Genomic DNA, 20766 nt, shown 5'->3' on the forward strand with positions numbered 1-20766 from the left:
ATGGCGACACCGGTGTCACGACACCGGCAACAGTTCCTGCTCAACAATCGACGGCCATTCGCGCAGAAAAGTTTCCCCATCGCGACGACCGAGGTCATACGCATCGCCCATCGCATCGGGGCGCGTGTAGTCCCAGCTCGAGATCGGCACGCGTTGCGAGGGCTGCAGATACAGGCGGCGCTGCGTGCGGTGATCCACCGCATGGTCGACCGCGTGGTCCACAACAAAACGGCGCGGACGCGGATACAGGCGCGTCACGAGGACCAGCACGTTCCCCGGCGTGGCATCGAGCGCATCGACGGGTACGTTGTCCACGAGGCCGCCGTCGAGCACCGCGCGTCCCTCGCGCCGCAGCACGGGGGTGAAGGGCGGCGTGCAGGCCGACTGCAGCAGCAGATCGGCCAGCGCCTCCGGCGACGCGCAATCCTGCGCGCGCACGAATTCGGGATGAAAGCCGAGCTTGCGGCCGAGCCGCGGATGCAGCGTCCTGAAGACGTGCTTGTCGAGGTTGTACGCCAGCAGGCCCGCAGCCACGGCAAGGCGCGGTCCGCTCCAGCGCGGAATATGCGCGACGCCGATGCGGATCTCGGGCGCATCGCGCAGCCGCGCGAAACGGTCCTCGCCGAGCAGGGACAGCAGTGCGCCGCGATAGATGCCGTAATGAGGAAAGACACGCTCGCGGCCCAGCAGGTTCCCCCAGTAGGCATTGCGGCGATTGCCGGCCAGCACGCGGCGGTAGTACGCCATGGTCTGGTGCGAGTCGTGCGTGTAGACCATGCACGCGGTGGCGGCGCCGGCGGAAATGCCGGCGATCACGCGTGGCGCGAGCCGGAGTTCGGGCGCCACGACGTCCCACCATCCGGCCTGCCACCAGCAGCGGTTGCCGCCGCCGGCAAAAACGATCTGGTCAAAGACGCCACGGGTTGCGGCGGTCGGTGTCATGGCGCTTCCTCGTCGGGAACCGGGCTTGCGCCATCATACCGGAGTCTCCGGGAACGAATCCGTCCGCCGGTATCAGGCGGCGTTGTCGGCCTCCGCGCGTGCCGACGAACGGTTGGCGTGCCAGCGCAGCAAACGGGGGATGACCACCACCGCGACGGTCATCGCGAGGATCGTCGCCGAGATCGGCTGCTTCACGAACAGGCTCCAGTCGCCCTGGCCGATCGACAGCGCGTTGCGCAGCTGCTTCTCCGCGATCGGTCCGAGGATCAGGCCCACGATGACCGGCGCCGTGGGGAAGTCGAAGCGGCGCATCGCCATGCCGAGCAGGCCGATGACGAACAGCAGCAGCAGGTCGAACCACGACTGGCGAATGCCATAGGCGCCAAGGCCCGCGAAGATCAGGATGCCGCCGTACAGCAGCGGCGTGGGCACGCGCAGCATGCGCACCCACAGGCCGATGGCCGGCAGGTTCAGCACGAGCAGCATCACGTTGCCGATATACAGCGACGCGAGCAGGCCCCACACGAGATCGCCCGAGGTCTGGAACAGCATCGGACCGGGCTGCAGGTTGTAGTTCTGGAATGCCGCGAGCAGGATCGCCGTGGTATTCGAGGTCGGAATGCCGAGCGTGAGCAGCGGGGCGAGCGTGGCCGTCACGGCCGCGTTGTTGGCTGCCTCCGGACCCGCCACGCCTTCGATGGCGCCGACCTTGCCGAACTCTTCCTTGTGGTTCGACAGCTTCTTCTCGGTCGCGTACGACAGGAACGTCGGAATCTCCGCGCCACCGGCCGGAATCAGGCCGAACGGAAATCCGATCAGCGTGCCGCGCAGCCAGGCCGGCACCGAACGGCGCCAGTCGGACTTGTTCATGTGGATGGAGCTCAGCTTGTTGAACGAACCATCGGGCTGCGGGAAGAACGCGTTGAACAGCGCCTCGCCCACCGCGAACAGGCCCACGGCCACCACGACGATATCCACGCCGTCGTACAGCTCCTGGATGTTCATCGAGTAGCGCGTCTGGCCCGACAGCGAGTCCATGCCGATAAGGCCGATGCCGAGGCCGAGGAACAGGCTCGTCATGCCACGCAGCAGCGACGAGCCGAGCACGGCCGATACCGTCGTGAACGCGAGCAGCATGATCATGAAGTACTCGCCCGGACCGAACTGCAGCGCGACGTCCGCCGCCACGGGCGCGAACATCGACAGCAGCACCGTGGCGATCGTGCCGGCCACGAACGAACCGATGGCGGCCGTGGCCAGCGCCGGGCCCGCGCGGCCGTTCTTGGCCATGAGGTTGCCTTCCATCGCCGTGACCATCGTCGAGGACTCGCCCGGCGTGTTCATCAGGATGGACGTGGTGGAGCCGCCGTACATCGCGCCGTAGTAGATGCCCGCGAACATGATCAGCGCGGCGGTGGGTTCCACCTTGGCGGTCAGCGGCAGCAGCATCGCCACCGTCAGGGCGGGGCCGATGCCGGGCAGCACGCCGATGGCGGTACCGAGAAAACAGCCGACGAGCGCCCACAGCAGGTTGATGGGCGTGATGGCGACGGCAAAGCCGTGCATCAACTGGTTGAGTGTGTCCATGTCAGGGTCCTCAGAAGCCGGCCACGGGCAGCAGCGGCAGGTTGATGCCGAGCAGGAAGTCGAACAGCGCCCACATGGGCAGCGTGATCAGCAGGCCGATGAGCGCATCGCGGGCGATCCGGCGGCTGCCGTAGCCGCGCGCGACGCAGACCATCAGCAGCGTCGACGCAAGCACGAAACCGAGCGTGCCGATCAGCGCCATGTTGAGCACGAGGCCGGCCGAGACCCACAGAAAGCCCTTGAAGTTATGCGGTGCCGCGGGCAGCTCGGCGTCTTCTTCCGGCATATTGCGAAAGCCGCCGCGCACGCCCTGCCAGGTCAGCAACACGCCGCAGACGGCCAGGCCGATGCCGACCAGCGTGGGCACGAAGCGCGGCGAGAGGCCGGCGTAGCCTTCCTCGCCCGAGATACCGGGAATGCCGGCGAAGAAGAACACCGAGACGGCCAGCACGGCAATGCCGATGACGACGTGGGAGGGTTTCATGTGAGGTTCCTGCGGGACAACGAAGACAGCCCGGGCAGCGCGGGCCCGGGCTCGTACGACGGGAGCTCGATTACTTGGCGACGCCCAGTTCGCGCAGCGTGGTGCCAAGGCGCGTGGACTCGGCATCGACGAACTTGCCGAACTCGTCGCCGGTCAGCAGGAACGGCGTCCAGTCGTTCTTCTGCAGCGCTTCCTTCCACACGTTGTTCTCGGTGGCCTTCACCACGGCGTCGATCAGCGCCTTGCGTTGATCGGCGGTGATGCCGGGCGCGCCATACACGCCGCGCCAGTTGTAGATCTCCACGTTCACGCCTTGCTCCTTGAGCGTGGGCAGCTCGGCGGTGCGATCCTTCGAGGTCACGGCCAGCGCGCGCATCTTGCCGGTCTTGATGAACGGCAGGAACTCGGACACGCCCGCGATACCGACGGTCACGTGGCCGCCGAGAATCGAGGCCGAGGCTTCGCCGCCGCCCGCGAACGGCACGTAGTTGATCTTCTTCGGATCCACGCCGATGTCCTTGGCGATCAGGCCCGCGAGGATGTGGTCGATCGAACCTTTCGAGCCGCCGCCCCAGCTGACGCTGCCCGGATTGGCCTTGAGCTGCGTGGTTAGGTCCTTGAGCGTCTTGATGGGCGAATTGGCCGCGACGGTCAGCACCATCGTGTCCGCGAAGAGGCGCGCGACGGGCGTGGCGTTCTTCAGCGTGACCGGCGGATGGCTCGTCTCGATCGCGCCGACCATCACCGCGCCCGTCACTACGAGCGCGTTCGGGTTGCCCTTGTCGCTGTTCACGAACTGGGTGAGGCCGATGGTGCCGCCGGCACCGCCCTTGTTGTCGTAGGACGCGCCCTTGGCCACGCCCGCCGCGATCATCGCGGCGCCGAGCGAACGGCCCGTCTGGTCGTAGCCGCCGCCAGGGTTGGCGCCGATCATCACCTTGACGGTATCGAGTGCGAAGGCCGGAGACGCGGCGACGGCCATCGCGAACGTGGCGGAGGCCAGCGCGACATGCGCGATGCGCTTGAACGAGGGATGGCGGGAATGACGGTGATGCAGCGACTTGTCCATCGCGGTCTCCTGTGTATTTTTGATGAGGCGATTCGAATGGCCCGATTCTAGGAGGGGCTAACTGTCAAACACCTGTCAATTTGCTTGCAATCCGCTCGGGGTTTACCTGCGGTTGTCTGCTTTGTCTTGCCATGAATGCCACAGGACGCGCGGGCAAGGCAGATCTAAACATCTTTGACTTGGCTACCGTTAAACAAGTCACTAGGATTGCTCCGTGACTGCAACACTTGGTTACAGTTTCCAGGAACATCCGCAGCGCAGAACAAAGCGGGTGGCCATCACGGATGTCATTAGGGGTCAAGCATGGATACAACGATCAGGGCCGCGGACGGCTGGCCGCCGGAGCTCGATGCGGCGGGAAGCGCGGACGGGGACCGCGGCATCTGGAAGAGCACGGTGGCCGCCGCGAGTCAGGCGATCGAGGCCGCCAAGGGGATGCATCAGACAGTCGGGCAGACGCTCAAGCTGCAGCGCAAGATCATGGCGCTGCGCGAAGAACTGCATCGCGCCGAAGCGGAACGCGATCTCTATCGCGATCTGCATTCGCGCACCGTCGACGAGCTCAACCAGACGCTCGACCTGAGTCCCGCCGAATGGCAGCGCCTGCGCGCCGAATCCGAAACGCTGCAGATCCGCCATCGCGCATACAAGCTGCTGGTCCAGCATTACGCGCGCACCGGCGCCGTCATCGAGCCCGCACTGTTCGCCGACCAGCGTAGCCGCGTGCAGCAGCACATCCTGTTCCAGCGGCGCAAGGGCATTCCCGTTTCGGTGATCACCGTCGACGACATCGCCTTCCTGCTGCGCTGAGTCGTCACGCCTGCGCCGCCATCGCCTCGTCCGTGCTGACGGTGCGGTTGCGGCCGCCTGCCTTGGCCGCGTAGAGTCGCCGGTCGGCATTTGCGAGCAGCACGTCCAGCGTGGTGCCGTCCCGCGCGCCAGCCTCCACCACACCGATCGAAATCGTGAAATGGATGTTGCCATCGCCTTCGGCGCGGGCAACGGCCGGCGCATCGGGCGCGGGCGTCACGGCAAAGCCGGCGATGGCCGTGCGCAGGCGTTCCGCCACGCGCACGGCTTCCTCGAGCGTGGCGCCGGGCAGCAATACCGCGAACTCCTCGCCGCCGAGCCGCGCGGGCACATCGATCGTCCGCAGCGCCTCGCGCATCCGCGTCGCCATGCCCGCAAGCACGCGATCGCCGCTCGCGTGCCCCCACTTGTCGTTGACGCGCTTGAAGAAGTCGATATCGACCATCATCAGCGCGAGCGGCCGTGCATGCCGCAGCCCCCGTTCGGTCTCCTGATCGAACAGCAGCTTGAAATGCCGCCGGTTGGCGAGGCCCGTCAGCGGATCGTACTCGGCCAGTTCCTGCAGCTTCTCGCCGAGCGCGAGGTAGTGGTCGAACACATGCGTCACCACGAACAGCGTGACCCACATCAGCAATGGCAGCAGCAGCCATACCACGACAAGGATCGGACTCATGCGCGCGACGGCCGCATCGAACAACCGCCTCGGCGACATCGCTTCGAACAGCACCCAGTTGCCATTCGCGGTCTGCTGGTACAGGAGCGTGTAGGCGCCCTGGCGCAACGTCCCCGCACGATGCTCGAACAGCCGCGCGGGCGGTACGTTCGTCCAGTCGCCGGGCGGCCCCGCGGGCCATTGCTGACCGCTTGCGACGGCGCCCTGCGACGCGGACACGAGCCTGCCGTCGCGGCTCATCAGGTAGACGATCTCGTCGGGCGCATTGCCTTCGTTGAGCATCGCCTGCAGGCGCGTCTGCGCGACGTCCACGGCGATCACGCCGCGAAACTGCCCCTCGGTACGAATCGGGATGCTCAGCGTACTGATCAGCTGGCCATCGCCGAACTGCGTGTAGTTGGCGATCCAGCGGCCCTCGTCACTGGTGTCGCCGGTGTCGCGACCGGGCAGGAGGTCGCGGTAGTAGGGCATGGCATCGAAGCGACGCACGAGCGTGGGCGCCAGTTCGCGATCCTGTTCCGGATAGACCACGAACAACCCGTTGCGCGAGATAAACAGCACGTTGAGATGGAGTTTGTCGGCGCGCACGAGCAGGCCCAGCATCTGACTCAACCCGCGCGCCACGCGCAGGTCGTCGCGCAGCGCCTCGTCGCGGCGCGCAAACCCGGACAGTCCGGCCAGCCGCTGCGCGCCCACGCCGATGACGGGCGCGTTGTCCGGACCCGCCGGCAGCATCCACGTGTCGTCGTTGCGCGCGGCGTAAGCGGCCTCGATATCGGCGTCGGATGCGTCTTGCGGCACGGTGCGCCGTGCATACGATGCCACCGCGTAGTCGCGCAGGTACGCGAGCCGCTGCCGCTCGTTGGTGAATACCGTCCCCACGCCGAGCGCGCGCAGCGCGAGGCTGTGCTGGCGCTCCTCTATCACGCGGTCATGGAGCTTCCACACTTCGCGCGCGCCGATGACGAGTGTCAGCAGCATCACGATGGCAAAGCAGACCACGACGACGCGCTGCGGGTACATGATTGCCGCGCGCGGCAGCCAGCGAGGCCGCGGCAGAAGTTTGCGCCAGACCATCGAGCGGACTCCCGATGCGGACGTCCGGAACCAGACGTCCTCAGCGCCGTGGGCATCGGCGTTGTGGGCGCTGCCCGCGATGGCCGGTCAGCGCGTGCCCGTCGGCTCAGTGTAGGACACGCGCGCGGTCGGTGCGGGAGTAGAGCAGGGCGAGCAGCGGGGGCACGAAGCCGATCCAGCTTGCGAGCGGCCATCCGCCATGGGCAAAGGCCCATGCGCCGGCCCAGGAGCCGATGGCGCCGCCAATGAAGAAGATCGCCATGAAAAGGCCGTTCAGACGGCTGCGATGCGCGGGGCTCAGCGCGAAGATCGCGCGCTGGCTGATGACGAGGTTCGACGACACGCCGAAGTCGAGCAGCACCGCGGCCACCGTCAGCGAAAGCAGCGACAGCAGCGAGCCCTCGGCGCCGATGCGGCTCAGCAGGAACGACCCCGCGCCGATCGCGAGCGCGAGCGCGGTCATCTGCCGGCTATGTCCCCGGTCCGCATATCGGCCCGCCATCGGCGCGACGATCGCGCCGGCCACGCCCACGAGCGCGAAGATCGCAATGCCCTTCTGCGACATGTGGAACGCGGGCCCGGCAAGGTAGAGCGGCGCGGTGGTCCAGAACAGGCTGAACACGCCGAACAGGCTGGCCTGGTACAGCGCGCGACGGCGCAGCACGGGCTGCGTCCGCACGAGCGCCCACATCGACGCGAGCGTCGGCACATAGCCGGCCGACGGTGGCGGCTGACGACGCGGCAGCTTGCGCGAGAGCACGATGGCCAGCAGCACCATCGCGACGGCCGACACCGCGAAGATCGTGTGCCAGCCGAAAAAATCCGCGAACAGGCTCGAGACCGGCCGCGCAAGCATGATGCCCATGAGCAGGCCGCTCGTGACGTTGCCCACCGCGCGTCCGCGCGCATGGTCGGGCGCGAGATGCGCGGCGAATGGCACGAGCACCTGCGCCGCGACCGAGCACAGCCCGATGGCGGCGCCCGCCAGCAGGAACACGCCCGCATGCGTGGCGAAGGCCGCCGCGACGAGGGCCACCGCATTGCCGACGATGAGGGTGACGATCAGCCGCCGGTTCTCGACGATATCGCCGAGCGGCACGAGCAGCAGCAGGCCGGCGCAATAGCCGATCTGGATCAGCGTGACGATGAGGCCGGCCGTCCCGGGCGGCAGCGCGAGCGCGTGCGCGATGGGGCCGACGAGCGGCTGCGGGTAATAGAGATTGGCCACGATCATGCCGACTGCAACGGCGAGCAGCGGCGTGATCCAGGCCGGCTGCGCAGGGTGCGCAGTGGCGGAAGCGGGTGTGACGGTGGTCATCGGCGAGGTTGCGGAGAGACTGCCGTGGCGATCTGGTCGTCGCGCATCGGAACGGCCGCAAGGAGAATGCACTTGGACCCGCGATTTTACGCGCGGAACGAAAATCTGGCTGGCGAGGGAATTACCAGCGGCGGTTGAGCTGCACGCCGAAGATCGAGCCGCTGGCCTGCGAGGCCCACGCTTCGGCCGGCGCGGCGAACGTGATGCCGTCCACGTCATTCGCGCGGCTATACGTGTAGAACGCGCGCAGGTTCGCGTTGCCCGCGGACTTGCCCAGCGTGAGCGTCGGCGCAACGGTCAGCGCGGTACGCTGGCCGCCTACGCCGAACCCGGACGAGATCTGGTCGTGCGCGACCTCGAACATGAGTTTGAACTGGTCGCTGGCCACATACGTCGGCCGCACGCGCGTGGCGGCCCACTGGAGCGTGCCGACCGCGGACCGATCGAGCTGCAGGCTCGATTCCACCGAGCCGCCGATGCCCGACGTGCTCTTCCATTCCATGGACTCGGCCAGCCGCACGCGCGACAGATCGTTGCCCATGCCGGTATAGCCCGTCATGGCCGTGCGCGAGCCCTGGCCATACTGCACGCCGAAGCGGTTGATGCCATAGAGCACGCCCTTCTGCTCGTGCATGGCCGAAGCCCACCACGCGCTGCCCGTGTTCTCCATCGCGGAGAGCGGCTCCACGCGCGTGAAGCCCACCTGCACCGCGCCCTTGTCGTTGGTGCCGATCGGCGCCGTGCGGACCGTGTGATAGCTCGGCAGGCTGGCGCCGTTGAAGTCGCTGCGCGCCGTGTACTGATAGTTGAGGCCGAAGTCGCCGACCTTCGCGTTGTCCACGCCGAAGCGCATCGACGGCGAGCTCGGCGGCAGCAGTCCCGAGGACATCAGGAACGGATTCGTGTCGCGGCGGCCGGCCCACACGCTGGCATCGTCGAGCACCCGCAGGCCGCCGCGCGAGAACCCGCTGACCGACGTATAGACCTGCGGCAGCAACGCATACGGATCCACGGCCGTGGGACGCCCGTTAACCGAGGTCGCATCGGTGCCCTTTGCCTGCGCGACCAGTTGCACCTGCGTGCCGCCGTCGAGATCGACGAGCGACTCCTGTACCTTCACTTCGCCGGTGCTGCTGCACGCGAGGCCGCCATTGAGTCCTGTGGAGGGCGTGCCGCCACCGGCGCAGGCGCGTGCGTTGCGTGGCTGGTCCACGGCCGCCACGCGGCCGCTGTAGCCGAGGCGCCACACCGAATCGCCGGCCGGATCGTCGGCGGGCAGTTGCGAACGCAGCACGGGCGGCTTGTCCGAAGGCGTGGCCCCGGCCTCGCCCTCGGCAACCGTCGTCCCGGCGGCGGCGCTGTCCGGATGCGCGGGAAACTCCCCGAGCCGGTTCGGAAACAGCACGAGCGGCGGGGGTGGGGGCGGCGGCGGCGCGAGCTCGTCGGGCGGGCCGATAAAGTCCGGATTCGATGCCAGGGGCGCAGCACCGGGTACGCCCGCGGCGGCCTCCGCCGGGGAGGTCGCGGAGGGCGCCGCCGAAGGCTGTCCCTCCTGTGCGCCGATCAGCGCACCGAGCGGATCCGCGGCGGCAACGTCCTCGTTGCCCGATGGCAACGGTGCCGCGGACGCCACCGGCTGCGGGGCCGCGGCGGTCGTTGTGGCCGAAGCCGTGACCGTGGACGGCACCGTCGTCGTGGCGAGCTGCGGCGGCCGCGCAACGTCCGGCCCGACCTGCGCGCACGCACCGACGCTCCACGCCGCCAACAGCGCGGATGTGAGGCGATTGATACGCAAACGAGAGGGAAAACGTGCCGGAAGCTGCATGAAATCGATGGGGGCCGCGCGACGAACTTCGAGGCGGGGCTCAGTTTTTAACAGGCGCCCGGTTGGACCGCAAGCCGGGTTACAAAATCCGTCGGCCGCCTACCTTCTCACGATACGAAACCCTCGGCCGTTTGTATGCGACAACTTCCCGGAAACGGTGCGCTGGCGCCCGCGCGCGGGTGTCCGATGTAAGCGAAAACCCCCATCGATGCAGGGCTCCGTGCCCAAAAAGCCACCGCTATAATCGGCAGGCCCTGCCCGTCACGTGCGTTGGATGTCTCGTGCATCGGACAGTCAATACAGATCTATAACGAGGAGATATCTGATGGAACGTCGTTCCTTCCTTTTGAAGGCGGGTGCAGTAGCCGCCACAGGGGCAGGTCTTGCCGCATGCGGCAAGGAAGAAAAGGCCGCGGCACCGGCAGCCGCGGCGAGCGGTCCGGCCGCACCGGCCGTGGTCGGCAGCAATCCCGCCGTGGAATGGCGCCTGGCATCGAGCTTCCCGAAGTCGCTGGACACGATCTACGGCGGCGCCGAAACGCTGTCCGCGCGCGTGAAGGAACTGACGGACGGCAAGTTCAACATCAAGGTCTTCGCGGCCGGTGAAATCGTGCCGGGCCTGCAGGTGCTGGACGCCGTGCAGAACCAGACCGTGCAGATCGGCCACACGGCCGGCTACTACTACTTCGGCAAGAACCCGACGCTTTGCTTCGACACGACCATCCCGTTCGGCCTGACCGCGCGCCAGCAGACCGCGTGGATGATGCAGGGCAACGGCATGAAGCTGATGCGCGAGTTCTTCAAGGAATACAACATCGTCAACTTCATGGGCGGCAACACCTGCGCCCAGATGGGCGGCTGGTTCCGCAAGGAAATCAAGTCGGTGGCCGACCTGCAGGGCCTGAAGTACCGCGTGGCCGGCTTCGCGGGCGTGGTGCTCGCGCGCCTGGGCGTGGTGCCGCAGCAGATCGCCGGCGGCGATATCTACCCGGCGCTGGAAAAGGGCACGATCGACGCGGCAGAGTGGGTGGGCCCGTATGACGACGAAAAGCTCGGCTTCTACAAGGTGGCGCCTTACTACTACTACCCGGGCTGGTGGGAAGGCAGCGCGCAACTGTCGTTCTACGTGTCGTCGCCCGAATACGAGAAGCTGCCCAAGCTGTACAAGGCCGCGCTCGAGACCGCGACCATCGAGGCGCACACGTCGATGCAGGCCAAGTACGACACCGTGAACCCGCAGGCGCTCGCGCGTCTGCTCGAAAACGGCGTGAAGCTGCGTCCGTTCTCGCGCGAAATCCTCGAGGCCTGCTTCAAGGCCACCCAGGCCGCCTATGCGGACGAGACCGCGAAGAACCCGTCGTTCAAGAAGATCTACGACGACTGGCGCGTGTTCCGCAACAACGAGGCCCAGTGGTTCAACGTCGCCGAGCAGGCGTTCGCGCAGTTCAGCTTCACCCACAAGCTGTAACGCCCACGGGGAGGATGGTCGGACGGTGCACGCCCTGCACCGTTTCTGGGCGACAATCTAGGCCGCACAGACCCTGTCCTCCCCATGCAACTCGGTATCCTCTACGCGCTGCTCGCGTACATCATCTGGGGCCTCCTGCCCCTCTATATCAAATCCGTCCACGGCGTGGCGCCGCTCGAGATCCTGCTGCACCGCATGGTGTGGTCGCTCGTGTTCCTCGGCGCGATCCTGCTCTGGCGCCGGCATTTCGGCTGGCTGCGGCAGGTGGCGACGAATCCGCGCCTGATCCTGGGATTTGCCGCGAGCGCGGCGCTCCTGTGCGGCAACTGGTTCATCTATATCTGGGCCGTCTCGGCGAACCGGGTCGTCGATGCAAGCCTCGGATACTTCATCAATCCGCTGTTCAGCGTGCTGCTGGGCGTGGTGTTCCTGCACGAGCGCCTGCGGCCCGGCCAGTGGCTGTCGATCGCCGTGGCCGCCTCGGGCGTGCTGTGGCTGACGCTGAGCGCGGGCCAGCTGCCATGGATCGCGCTGGCGCTCGCGGGCACCTTCGGCGGGTACGGCCTGCTGCGCAAGACCGGCGCGCTGGGCGCGCTCGAGGGCCTGTCGCTGGAGACGCTGATCCTGTTCCCCGTCGCGGCCATCGCGCTCGGCTACCTGATCATGACCGGACAGGACACCACGCGGAGCGCAGCACTGGGTACGCAATTCCTGCTGCTGATGGCGGGACCGGTCACGGCCGTCCCGCTGCTGTTCTTCGCGGCCGGCGCGCGCCGCATTCCGCTCTCGCTGCTCGGCCTGCTGCAATACACGGGGCCGACCCTGCAGCTTTTGCTCGGCATCTGGCTCTGGCACGAACCGTTTCCGGCGCAAAAGCAGCTCGGCTATGCGCTGATCTGGATCTCGCTGGCCATCTACGCGGCGGAAAGCTTCTGGGCCGCGCGGCGGACCCCGCTGGCGGCTGCCATCGACGGGGAGTATCGACAAAAGGAATGACGCCGCGCGGACCGGTTGCCAATCGATAGATCCCGGCGATATCATCGCGCACGGCACTGTACGGACATACAGTATTCGATTGATTTCGTCATGACCCTCGGCAACCGGCGCATCGCCCACCTCGATATGGACGCGTTCTACGCGTCCGTCGAACTGCTGCGCTATCCCGAACTGCGCGGCCAGGCCGTCGTGATCGGCGGCGGCCGCGATGCCGAGCCGCAGGACCTGCCCGATGGCTCGCGCCGCTATGCGCGGCTGCGCGACTACGTGGGGCGCGGCGTGGTCACCACCTCCACCTACGAAGCGCGCGCGCTCGGGGTCTTCTCGGCCATGGGCATGATGAAGGCCGCGCGCCTCGCGCCCGACGCGATCCTGCTGCCGACCGACTTCGACGCCTACCGGCACTACTCGGGCCGCTTCAAGGCCGCCGTCCGCACATTCACACAAGAAATCGAAGACAGGGGTATCGACGAGATCTATATCGATCTGACGAATATACCTGGGGAGGTGCGCGACGTGGCGGCGCGGATCAAGCATGCCGTCCATGCCGCCACGGGCCTCACCTGTTCGATCTGCGTCGCGCCGAACAAGCTGCTGGCCAAGATCGGTTCCGAACTCGACAAACCCGACGGCCTCACGATTCTCACGGCCGAGGATGTACCCACGCGCATCTGGCCGCTGGCCGCGCGCAAGGTCAACGGTATCGGACCCAAGGCCGCGGACCGGCTCAGCGCACTGGGGATTCATACCGTCGGCGATGTCGCGCACGCGGACCCGAGCCTGCTGCAGACCCACTTCGGTCTCAACTATGCGGAATGGCTGGCGCGCGTGGCGCAGGGTCACGACGAGAGGCTGGTGGTCGTGCGGTCCGAACCCAAGTCGATGAGCCGCGAAACGACGTTCGAGCGTGACCTGCACCCGAAACACGATCGTCCGGCGTTATCGGAAGCGTTCACGAAACTGTGCCTGCGCGTGGGCGAAGATCTGCGCCGCAAGGGCTATGTGGGCCGCACGGTCGGCATCAAGCTGCGCTTCGACGATTTCCGGACCGTCACGCGCGATCTCACGCTGACCGCGCATACGTCCGATGGGGCGGCCATCCGGCGCGGCGCGACCGAATGCCTGAAGCGCATCGCGCTGGACCGCCGCATCCGGTTGCTCGGCGTGCGCGTCAGCGCGCTGCTGCCGGCCAGCGCGGCCGGACATCAGCCGGTGCAGGAAGAGCTGCCGTTCTCGGCCGAAGACTGACCGGGTCAGACCAGCCCGTGTGTCTGCGCATGCATACGCACAAGGCCGAGCAGCGCATCCAGATTCGGCGTACGAATATCGACATGACCGCCGATTTCCCGCACCGACGCGACCAGTGCATCGATCTCGAGCCCGCGCCCGGCCTCGGCATCCTGCAGCATCGACGTCTTGAACGCGCCCAGCTTGCGCGTGACCTGCATCCGGTCCTCGCCGCTCTGCGCGATGGGACAGCCGATCGCCGCGCCGATCTGCCCCGCCTCGGCCATCACGTCGAGGCAGAAGCGACTGACGAGCGGATCGTCGAGAATGCGGTCGCAGGTCGCGCCGGTCAGCACGGAAACCGGGTTCATCGTCATATTGCCCCAGAGCTTGAACCAGACGTCGCGCTGGATCGATTCGCTGCGCTCGATGTCGAGCCCGCTCTGCGCCAACAGGTCCGCAACGCGATCGACACGCGGATCGGGACCACCGGCCGGCACGCCGAGAATCAGCTTCTGGCCGAATGCATGCTGCACCACGCCGGGTTCGGGGCTCGAGGCGGACAGGTGCACGACGCCCCCGATCACCTGCCGTACCGGCAGCGCACGGCCGATGCGGCCGTCGGGATCGACGGTCTGCAGCCGCAGCCCCGATAGCGGCCCCGGCCGCTCGAAGAACCACCAGGGCACGCCGTTCATCGCCGGCACGATGATCGTCTCGGGTCCGATCAGCGGCGCGAGCCGCTCGGCCAGCTCCGCGAGCGCCGGCGCCTTGACCGCGAGGATCACGATGTCCTGCACGCCAAGGCGCGCGGGGTCCGCTTCCGCGTTCACGGGAAACGAGGCGCGCCCGTCGCGGTCGATCACCGTGATGCCGTGCGCCTGCAGCGCTTCCAGCGTTTTCCCGCGCGCGAGCACGTTGACCGTGTGTCCCGCGCGTGCGACACGCGCCGCAATGAAACCGCCTACGGCGCCGGCGCCGACGATGCAGATTGAAGCCATGGAGGGTTCCCCCGAAACGAATGATTATTCATGGGAGTAATCGATTCATCGATCGTCGCGACACGTCGATTACTCCCGAGAATGCCGTGTTACTGCAGGTCGTTGCGCATGATCAGCAGCCACGGCATATGCGAGTTCGTGAAGGCATCGAGCTTGCCCGAATCGCCGAGTTCGATCACGTCCATCGATACCGACTGCTGCACGTTGCCGCCGATTGCCCGCACCTCGCGCTTCGCGGGATCGACCTCGACCACGATATCGCAATGCATGGGCGTCGTGCCGAAACCGATTTCCGCGGGATTCTCGAGGTATTTGTCGCGGCCGCGCGCGGCGCAGACGATGTCGCCGGGGCGGGGCAGGGCGGGGACGGGCTCGATATGGAACGCCGGCGCGGGGAGGATGCCGTCGCGCGCGTCCACCACGTACATCGAATGCGACTGGCCGGTCAGGAACTGGCGTTCGTCGAGCCCCGCCTTGCGCATGACCCACGAGATAAACACGGCAGACCAGGCCCACGCGCCCTGCGTGATCTGCTGGCAGTCCGGCGACCGGCCCACGATATGCCAGTAACGCTGCGCCATCGCGCAGCCCTGCGGCGTGGCCTCCATGCCGGTGCCGTCGGGAAACCGGAGACAGCTGGCGTCGCCCGAGGTATCGGACTCCGTATCGGCCGATGCGGTATCGGCGCCTTCGGCGCGATCGCCGCCGGCATCCGCCGAGGGCAGCACGGGAGGGGGCAGCGGACTGTGCGTCACGCATGCGGTGTCGTCGCGGCCGATGCGCACCACCTGTCCGCCCCAGCGCTGCCACTCCTGCCGCGCGATCTCGACGATCCGCTCGCGCTGCGTCGCGCCCGGCGCGGTACGCACGCGTTCGGTATCAGGCAGCGGCGCGGCCTGCGGGCGCGCGGGCTTGATTTCGGTGGCGCAGCCGCCCAGCACCGCCACGGCGGCGGCGACCGCCAGCCCCTGCAACATCCCCCTCAGGCGGGACCGCCCAGCCTGTGGAGAAAGCTGTGGAAGGCGATGTGGAAAGCGCTGTGAATAACGCTGTGGAAATGTCGCTGCGGGACGGCGCGGGAGCATGGGAGGCACTTCTGGCGCGGCCCCGGCGAGGCGTGTGCTGGCCTTGTCCGAGCGCCGTTTTCTGGCGATTGTTGGCAGCCACCGAAGCTCTGCTGCCGCCTGTGCGGTAGTCCACGTGCGACGCACGGGCCACCACTGTGGATAACGTTCCCCGCCTGGCGCACACCCGCGCCGGATAGGCATCCGGTGGCGGCATGGCGGGGTCAAGCGAATGGGCATGCATCAGCCGCCCAGCCGCGATCACTGATTGACGGCGTCCTTGAACTTCTGGCCAGCCTTGAACTTCACGGTCTTTGCTGCTTCGACCTTGATTTCCTCGCCGGTACGCGGGTTGCGGGCCATGCGCTCGGCGCGCTCGCCCTGGCTGAACGTGCCAAAGCCAATCAGGCTCAGCGTATCGCCCTTGGCCACGGCTTCCATGATGGCGTTCAGGGTTACGTTCAGTGCCTGCTCGGCCTTGGCCTTGGTCAGACCGTCCACGCCAGCTGCGATTGCGTCGATCAGTTCGGTTTTCGTCATGCTTCACTCCGTATCGAGTTGAAAAAACACAGACGTCCCGCCCCGGCGGATCCGGCTGGAACCCGCCTCGGCAAAGACGCCGCGGGCAACATCATACCGTGTCGGGCAAGGCGCACCGGGACGAGAATGTACGGATTGGTATCCGGCCCTTCTGGAGCGGTCCGGTTTGCCATACGTTTGGGGGCGGTTTTGGTGGACCGTGGAGCGATCAGGAAGGCGGTATACGCGCCTGAGCGCCCTCAGTGCGTCCAGGACGTGTGCTGGGGCGTGCCTGCGCCGTATACGCGCCCTGGGGGCTCCTGAGCGCCTCTGGACGTGTCTGGGACCCATCGGGGGGCCGTCGTGGCTGTCGTAGGCGTATACGGCCCACCCGGCCGCTCACCCGGTGCGCAGCACTGGGTTCGGTTTTCCCATCGGGTCTGGGATACCCGGGCGATGCCCATGCTTTCGGGTTTACATCTTTCTTTCATGTATACAGATAGTAGTGATAGGTAAACGACCCCCTTTTCTGTGGATAACCACGTATACGTCAATCGAATCAGCGGGTTAGGTATACAGAAACCACAGGGACGACATGTTGGCGCGTGGGGATGACTCAGCCTTTTGCATGAGGACCCCCGACGTATACCTCCGACTTGTTCCGTATACGTCCCCAACTCAGCCCCAGCAAACCCACACCGTAAACGCAGGCTTATCCACCGTCAGAGGCGGGGTTATCCACAGAACGGCCCGCGTCGCCCCCGTCACGCGTTAAGTGCATCGTAAATATCTGAAAACTTGATATCTATTTTCGGCTGATATTGGCGCGCATTACGATGGCGTGTGAAATGGATTTTCGTATTTAATACCCTTCACGCCCTTGATCATTATCGTCGGGAGGGTATTGATGAATACGCGCACGACAGCAGGCCTGCTGCCGCGCCTTGGCGCATGCCTGCTGGCTTCCACGGCATCGGCCCAGGTCGTGGTACCGGCCGGCGAGGATCTCGGGGGCTATTTGAACGGGACGTCCGGCGGTATCCCGAACTGGAATGCCGCACGATTCAGTTTCTCGTTGCAAAACGATGTCACATGGCAAATACCGGTGCAGTCCAATACCGGAGCGCGTGTGAATCTCGATATTCAGGGGAACGGTCATACGGTCACGCGTGGGCGGAATGCCGCGGTCTACTACGATGGCGCGACCGTCGCGGGCAGCGTCGTATCGCTGTCCGGACTCACGCTGACCCAGGCCGGCGCGCCTGCCGATGCCGTCTTTCACGACTTCGGCAGCGACCGTGCGTCGGAGGTGAGACTCGGCGGCGTAACGATGACGGGACTGCGCGGCATCGACGGCACCGCCGTGGCGCTGGCCGGCAATATCGCGGGCACCGCGATGCGTGTCGTCGCCGGACCCGGCGGCGGCATGTTCACGGGCAATACGGCCTCCGGCCGCGGTGGCGCCATGTTTGTCCGCGCGGGGACGCTCGTGCTCGATGCGCAGGGCGGGCCGATCGAGTTCGCCGGCAACGGGGACCGCGCGGCCGCCGGGGCACCGCGTCCCAATGCGATCCACTTCGCGGGGAACGCGAACCTGGTGCTCCAGGCCGCGTCGGGGCAACGCATCGTGTTTCGCGATCCGATCGATTCGGCGGACGACGCGGTGGTGACCGTGACCAAGTCCGGCGCGGGCGAGGTCGTGTTCCATGGCAACGCGGGGCAGGGCGCGTTCGATTCCGCGATCCACGCCAATACGATCGTCACGGGCGGCATGTTCACGCTGGCCGACGGGGTGCGCTTTGGCCGCACCGACGGCATTTCCGGGACGACGGCGGGGCTGGTCGCGATAGGGAGCGGCGCCACGATGCGCGGTGGCAATGAAGCCGTACTGCGTGGGCGGCGCTTTACCGTGCAGGACGGCGGCACAATCGCCGTGACCGCGGGGCGTTTCACGCTCGACGCGCTCGCGACGGAGCTGCAGGGCGGTGCGAGGCTCGCGGGCAATGGGACGCTGGCCAACACGCATAACCTCGTGCTGACCGGTGCGGTGACCGCTGACGTGGCGACGGGCGCCACGCTCGAGCTGATCAGCGGCATCAATGGCGCGGGATCGCTGCAGAAGTCCGGGGCGGGGACGCTCCAGCTCTCGCGCGCGGCGACCCATACCGGTGGCACGACGATTGCCGAGGGCACGTTACGCGTGGGCAATGGCGCGAACTTTGGCAGCCTGTCCGGCAATATCGCCAACAATGCCTCGCTCGTGTTCGATCGCGGCGACGCCCTGACCGTCGGTGGCGTCATCAGCGGCCGCGGCACGCTGACGAAGCGTGGTGCGGGCGAACTGCGGCTGACCGCCAGCAACACCTACACGGGCGCCACGATCCTCGAAGGCGGCGTGCTGGCGTTCTCGAGCCCGAACAACCTCGGCACACTCGGCAACGCCATCGTCTTCGATGGCGGCACGCTGCGATACCTCAATGGATCCTTCGGTTTCATCAGCCGGCCGATCACGGTACGCGCCGGCGGCGGCACGTTCGACAGCAACGGCTTCTCGACCGAACTGCGCAGCGCGATGACCGGCGCGGGCGGCATCACCAAGACCGGCGCGGGCACGCTGACGCTGACGGGCGACAGCACCTATACGGGCGGCACGACGATTCTCGGTGGCGTATTGCAGATGGGCAACGGCGGGACCAGCGGCAGTGTGGCGGGGCCGATCGTCAATCACGCGGCGCTCGTGTACCGGCGCGCCGATACGGTGGTCCAGGCAGCGATCATCAGCGGCACGGGTACGGTGACGCAGGCCGGTACCGGCAAGCTCGTGTTCCGCGGCACGCATGGCTATACCGGTGGCACCACGGTCGAGGCGGGAACGCTGGTGGTGGGCGACCGGCCGGACGTGGCGGCGGAGCTGTCCGGCGGCGGGCCGGTGTCTGTGGGGGCCAACGGCGCGCTGGGAGGCTATGGCAAGGTCACGGGGCCTGTCGTCAATGCGGGGCTGATCGGCGTCGGTAATGCGCTGCCCGCGCTGGCGGGCGGACCCGATGCGGTCTTCACGATCGCGGGTTCGCTCGACCATCGCGGCATCGTGACGATGATCAACGGCGTCGCCGAGGATCGGCTGGTTGTCGTTGGCGGGCCGTATGTGGCCAATGGCGGGACGATGCGCGTGGAAAGCGTGCTCGATGCCGGCGGCGCGGGTTCGCGCAGCGACCTGCTCGTAGCCGATGCGACGGCGCTTGGGAGTGGAGGGCCGACGCGCCTCAGCGTGCAGTCGGCCGGCGGGGCCGGCGCCGTGACGCCGGGCGACGGCATTCGCGTGATTGCCGTGGGCGGCCGCGATCGTTCGGCGGCGAGTACCTTCGTGCTCGATGGCCGCGTGGTGGCCGGGGCGTACGAGTACCTGCTTTATCAGGGCGGGGTGGCCGACCCCGCGGACGGCCAGTGGTACCTGCGCTCGGCGCGGCCGGCACCTGCCCCCGTACCCACTCCTGCGCCAGCTCCCGTACCCAGCCCTGCGCCCACACCGGTACCCGTACCCACTCCCGCACCCACGCCCGCACCCGCACCCGGGCCGACTCCCGTACCTACCCCTGCGCCATCGCCGGCCCCCGTACCCGGCCCAGCGCCTGCTCCGGCCGAGCCGGCCCCCTCGCGCACGCTCGCCCCCGCGGCGGTGCCCGTGCCGCTCTACCGGCCCGAGGTCGGCGCCTATCTCGCGAACCAGCGCATTGCCGGAACGATGTTCGTGCACAGTCTCCACGATCGCCCCACCGGGATGGCAACGGCCGCTGTGACCACAGCGGCCACGGAAGGCCGTCGGGGTCCCGCCTGGCTGCGCGCGGCGGGCCAATGGAGCGGCGGCACCAGCAGCGACGCCAGCCTGCACGTCAGGGCCGACGGCTTCCTGCTCCACGGTGGCGCCGAACTGGCACGCTGGCCGCAGTCGTCCGCCGCGGCAACCGATGGGGGTGCCCTGCACGTCGGCATCATGGCCGCCTATGGCCAGACCACCAGTCACGCCGACGCGGCGGGCAACGCGGCCCACGCGCGCGGCAGCGTGGAGGGCTGGCAGGCCGGCGCGTATGGCACGTGGTACCAGCACGACGACAGCCGCCTCGGTGCCTACGTCGATGGCTGGTTCGGCCACGGGTGGTTCCGCCAGCGCGTGGAGGGCGACCGGCTGCCCGCGGTCCACTACGATGGCAGCGGCTGGAACGTCTCGGCCGAAGCGGGTTATGCGCTGCCGCTGGCGGCGGGATGGATCGTGCAGCCGCAGGTGCAGTGGCTCTACGCGAGCGTCACCGACGACGACATCACCGAGCCCAACGGCACGCGCGTGCAGGGTACGGGCAGCGATGGCGTCGTGACGCGCCTAGGCGTGCGGATCGCGCGTCGGTCGCCCTCGCATCCAGGATCGGCCGGCAGCAGGCTGGAACCCTCGCTGACGCTGAACTGGTGGCATGGCCGCACCGACGGCGGCGTCGCGTTCAACCAGGTGCCGGTCGGCAGCCTGTTTCCGTCGAGCCGCTACGAAGTGAAGCTCGGCGTCGACGCGGCGTTCGGACGCCGATGGACGGGCTGGGCCCATGTTGCGGGCAGCTGGGGCGCGAACGATTTCCATCAGGCCGCCGTGCGCGCGGGCGTGACTTACGCATGGTGAATGCGCGTGCGATGCGTTCTTTGTCACGACACGCGGGTATCAT

Annotated in this window: 15 protein-coding genes; 5 read left to right on the top strand and 10 right to left on the bottom strand. The window is 67.4% G+C overall.

Translation table 11 applies throughout. The features are described from left to right. Positions 1–15: 15 nt before the first annotated feature. The 4 genes from FOB72_RS15010 to FOB72_RS15025 form a co-directional block, all read right to left on the bottom strand. Entirely contained in the window at positions 16–942 is a 927-nt protein-coding gene (locus tag FOB72_RS15010; RefSeq protein ID WP_150373342.1) for a patatin-like phospholipase family protein, read from the bottom strand. Positions 943–1014: 72 nt separating this feature from the next. Then, positions 1015–2529 carry a tripartite tricarboxylate transporter permease gene (locus tag FOB72_RS15015; protein WP_150373343.1) on the bottom strand — a complete coding sequence of 505 codons (1515 nt, stop codon included), beginning with the start codon at positions 2527–2529 and terminating at the stop codon, positions 1015–1017. Between the two features lie 10 nt (positions 2530–2539). Beyond that, complete coding sequence (locus tag FOB72_RS15020; RefSeq protein WP_150373344.1) at positions 2540–3013, bottom strand: tripartite tricarboxylate transporter TctB family protein; 474 nt, start codon at positions 3011–3013, stop codon at positions 2540–2542. Between the two features lie 70 nt (positions 3014–3083). Then, positions 3084–4082 carry a Bug family tripartite tricarboxylate transporter substrate binding protein gene (locus tag FOB72_RS15025; protein ID WP_150373345.1) on the bottom strand — a complete coding sequence of 333 codons (999 nt, stop codon included), beginning with the start codon at positions 4080–4082 and terminating at the stop codon, positions 3084–3086. 303 nt (positions 4083–4385) lie between these two features. Between FOB72_RS15025 and FOB72_RS15030 the strand changes: the two genes are divergently transcribed. Then, positions 4386–4892: a hypothetical protein gene (locus FOB72_RS15030; protein WP_150373346.1), complete on the top strand. Its 507-nt coding sequence runs from the start codon at positions 4386–4388 to the stop codon at positions 4890–4892. Positions 4893–4896: 4 nt separating this feature from the next. On the opposite strand, the gene FOB72_RS15035 is transcribed toward FOB72_RS15030, so the two are convergent. The 3 genes from FOB72_RS15035 to FOB72_RS15045 form a co-directional block, all read right to left on the bottom strand. Continuing rightward, on the bottom strand, positions 4897–6642 hold the full coding sequence (locus FOB72_RS15035) for a diguanylate cyclase (RefSeq protein WP_150373347.1): 1746 nt from the start codon (positions 6640–6642) through the stop codon (positions 4897–4899). Positions 6643–6748: 106 nt separating this feature from the next. Next, entirely contained in the window at positions 6749–7960 is a 1212-nt protein-coding gene (locus FOB72_RS15040) for an MFS transporter (protein WP_150373348.1), read from the bottom strand. A 121-nt stretch (positions 7961–8081) separates the two neighbouring features. Beyond that, the gene (locus tag FOB72_RS15045; protein ID WP_150373349.1) at positions 8082–9785 is read right to left on the bottom strand and encodes a carbohydrate porin; all 1704 of its coding nucleotides are present in this window, start codon (positions 9783–9785) and stop codon (positions 8082–8084) included. A 325-nt stretch (positions 9786–10110) separates the two neighbouring features. On the opposite strand from FOB72_RS15045, the gene FOB72_RS15050 reads away from it, so the two are divergent. From FOB72_RS15050 to dinB, 3 genes are all read left to right on the top strand, one after another. Further along, positions 10111–11253 (top strand): TRAP transporter substrate-binding protein, encoded by a 1143-nt coding sequence (locus FOB72_RS15050; RefSeq protein ID WP_150373350.1) that lies wholly within the window; start codon positions 10111–10113, stop codon positions 11251–11253. Positions 11254–11337: 84 nt separating this feature from the next. Continuing rightward, complete coding sequence (gene rarD / locus FOB72_RS15055) at positions 11338–12249, top strand: EamA family transporter RarD (RefSeq protein WP_150373351.1); 912 nt, start codon at positions 11338–11340, stop codon at positions 12247–12249. A 90-nt stretch (positions 12250–12339) separates the two neighbouring features. Then, positions 12340–13497 (top strand): DNA polymerase IV, encoded by a 1158-nt coding sequence (gene dinB, locus FOB72_RS15060; protein WP_150373352.1) that lies wholly within the window; start codon positions 12340–12342, stop codon positions 13495–13497. 5 nt (positions 13498–13502) lie between these two features. On the opposite strand, the gene FOB72_RS15065 is transcribed toward dinB, so the two are convergent. The 3 genes from FOB72_RS15065 to FOB72_RS15075 form a co-directional block, all read right to left on the bottom strand. After that, entirely contained in the window at positions 13503–14477 is a 975-nt protein-coding gene (locus FOB72_RS15065; RefSeq protein WP_150373353.1) for a 2-dehydropantoate 2-reductase, read from the bottom strand. Between the two features lie 89 nt (positions 14478–14566). Continuing rightward, the gene (locus FOB72_RS15070; RefSeq protein ID WP_150373354.1) at positions 14567–15562 is read right to left on the bottom strand and encodes a DUF2272 domain-containing protein; all 996 of its coding nucleotides are present in this window, start codon (positions 15560–15562) and stop codon (positions 14567–14569) included. A gap of 240 nt (positions 15563–15802) precedes the next feature. Beyond that, positions 15803–16081 (bottom strand): HU family DNA-binding protein, encoded by a 279-nt coding sequence (locus FOB72_RS15075; protein ID WP_150373355.1) that lies wholly within the window; start codon positions 16079–16081, stop codon positions 15803–15805. A gap of 886 nt (positions 16082–16967) precedes the next feature. On the opposite strand from FOB72_RS15075, the gene FOB72_RS15080 reads away from it, so the two are divergent. After that, entirely contained in the window at positions 16968–20723 is a 3756-nt protein-coding gene (locus FOB72_RS15080; protein WP_150373356.1) for an autotransporter outer membrane beta-barrel domain-containing protein, read from the top strand. Positions 20724–20766 lie beyond the last annotated feature (43 nt).

Origin of the sequence: Cupriavidus pauculus (genome assembly GCF_008693385.1) — a bacterium.
Lineage (GTDB): Bacteria > Pseudomonadota > Gammaproteobacteria > Burkholderiales > Burkholderiaceae > Cupriavidus > Cupriavidus pauculus_D.